The organism is Bartonella sp. PS17NMGDW, assembly GCF_042193555.1.
GTDB lineage: Bacteria > Pseudomonadota > Alphaproteobacteria > Rhizobiales > Rhizobiaceae > Bartonella > Bartonella grahamii.
This window is the reverse complement of record NZ_JBHILY010000053.1, coordinates 1-1,893: the sequence shown is the minus strand read 5'-3', so window position 1 is coordinate 1,893 and position 1,893 is coordinate 1. Positions and strand designations below refer to the sequence as shown.

At 41.5% G+C, this 1,893-nt stretch carries 1 pseudogene; it reads right to left on the bottom strand.

The window, feature by feature from the left end:
• A pseudogene (locus ACFIJK_RS09110) lies at nt 1-1,893 on the bottom strand (hypothetical protein); the annotation flags it as partial.

Genomic DNA, 1,893 nt, shown 5'->3' with positions numbered 1-1,893 from the left:
AAACTTCATATCCGTATACGAATTAGCCTCATTAACTCCATCTTTTACAATATGAGAAACTTTCTCATCCGTATACTTATTGGCATCCTCAAGAACCGTCTTCATCTGCTGTTCTGTGTAATCATGTAACTGACCCCCATTAACAGCTTCATGCGAGCCCGTTTCAATCTTTCCATCCGCTACATTGTCTATCAAAACTGGATCACTCTCATTCCCACCTACCAACGTAACCTTATTCGTCTTTTTACCATCACCATCTTTGTCATATTTAACCGCTCCATCCATAACCGTTGTTGTAATATCTTTTACATGTTGATCAATCGTATCTACTTTCTTTTCAACCTCTTTCACTTTCTCATTCGTCTCCCATAGCTGACCTCCATTCACAACTTCTTGTGAATTCTCTTCAACTTTACCAGCTAAGACATTCTTAATCTTGCTCGACTTGTCATCATGCTTCGCGTCGTACGCTCCTTCAGTTTCATTCCACTTTAAACCATTGGACGCCACATTCTTCTCAACATCATGAATACGATTGTTGATATTAGTCATACCTATATTCACACCATCAAACGCAGCCGCAACATTATCATAGCTCGTCTTCTCATCTGAACTACCGTCGCTCTTAAATTGTGCAACCTTGAATTCCGGTGCACTCCATTTCCCATCCTTATAGCCGGCTCCTCCTCCTAAATAGGCCGCTAAGACATTACTCATAGAATAAAGTTGTGAACCATTAACCGCATCCGTGGATGTTTCTGAAATCGTTCCACCACGCACTCCAGAAAGAGTCCGTTCCGCTCCATCAATGTTGGAAAGGGTAATGCTTGTGCCACTTTTTTCGCCTCCAATGCTAATAACATGCGTCTTGTCATCTTGTTTAACTAAGCTATCACTAACAACATTGTTAATTTCTTTGTGAATATTCGTGAAAGATGTCCCTACTCCTGCTAATGCATCCGCAACATTATCATAGCTCTTCTCTTCAGAACTACCTTCAGAGTTGACAGTTTGTAGCTTGAAACTTGGAGCACTCCACTCGCCCTTATCATTATAGCCAGCACCTCCACCAAAATACTCCGCAAACATCTTATTCATGGAATAAAGCTGTGAGCCATTAACTGCATCCGTCGATGCTTTTGAAACTGCACCTTCCTTGACTCCAGAGAGTGTCCGCGCGGCATTATCACTGTTTGCAATATTGATGCTCGTACCGCCTTTTTCGCCTCCAATGCTAATAACATGCGTCTTGTCATCTTGTTTAACTAAGCTATCACTAACAACATTGTTAATTTCTTTGTGAATATTCGTGAAAGATGTCCCTACTCCTGCTAATGCATCCGCAACATTATCATAGCTCTTCTCTTCAGAACTACCTTCAGAGTTGACAGTTTGTAGCTTGAAACTTGGAGCACTCCACTCGCCCTTATCATTATAGCCAGCACCTCCACCAAAATACTCCGCAAACATCTTATTCATGGAATAAAGCTGTGAACCATTAACCGCATCACTTGAGTCTACAGTAATGTCTCCATTCGCAAGATACTTAATCTTGCTATTGGTTTTACTATTTTCTTCTCCATGCAAGGCTACAAAGGCTCCCTCTTTCTCACCCCACATCAACGCATTCTGCTTAATGTTTTCAGTAACCGTCGTATTGCTTTGTGTAATCTCTTTATGAATGTTCTTGAAAGAAGTACCTACACCCTCAAAGGCTTCCGCAACACTTGCATAGCTCTGCTCTTCAACATCACTACCATCTTCCTTAACGGTCTTAACCTTGAAACTTGGATCTGTCCACTCTCCACTCTCATACTTGGCACCTCCGCCCAAATATTTCGCTGTATGCTCAGCAACTGTAGTAACATTTTTATTGGTGGTAAAAAGCTGTGA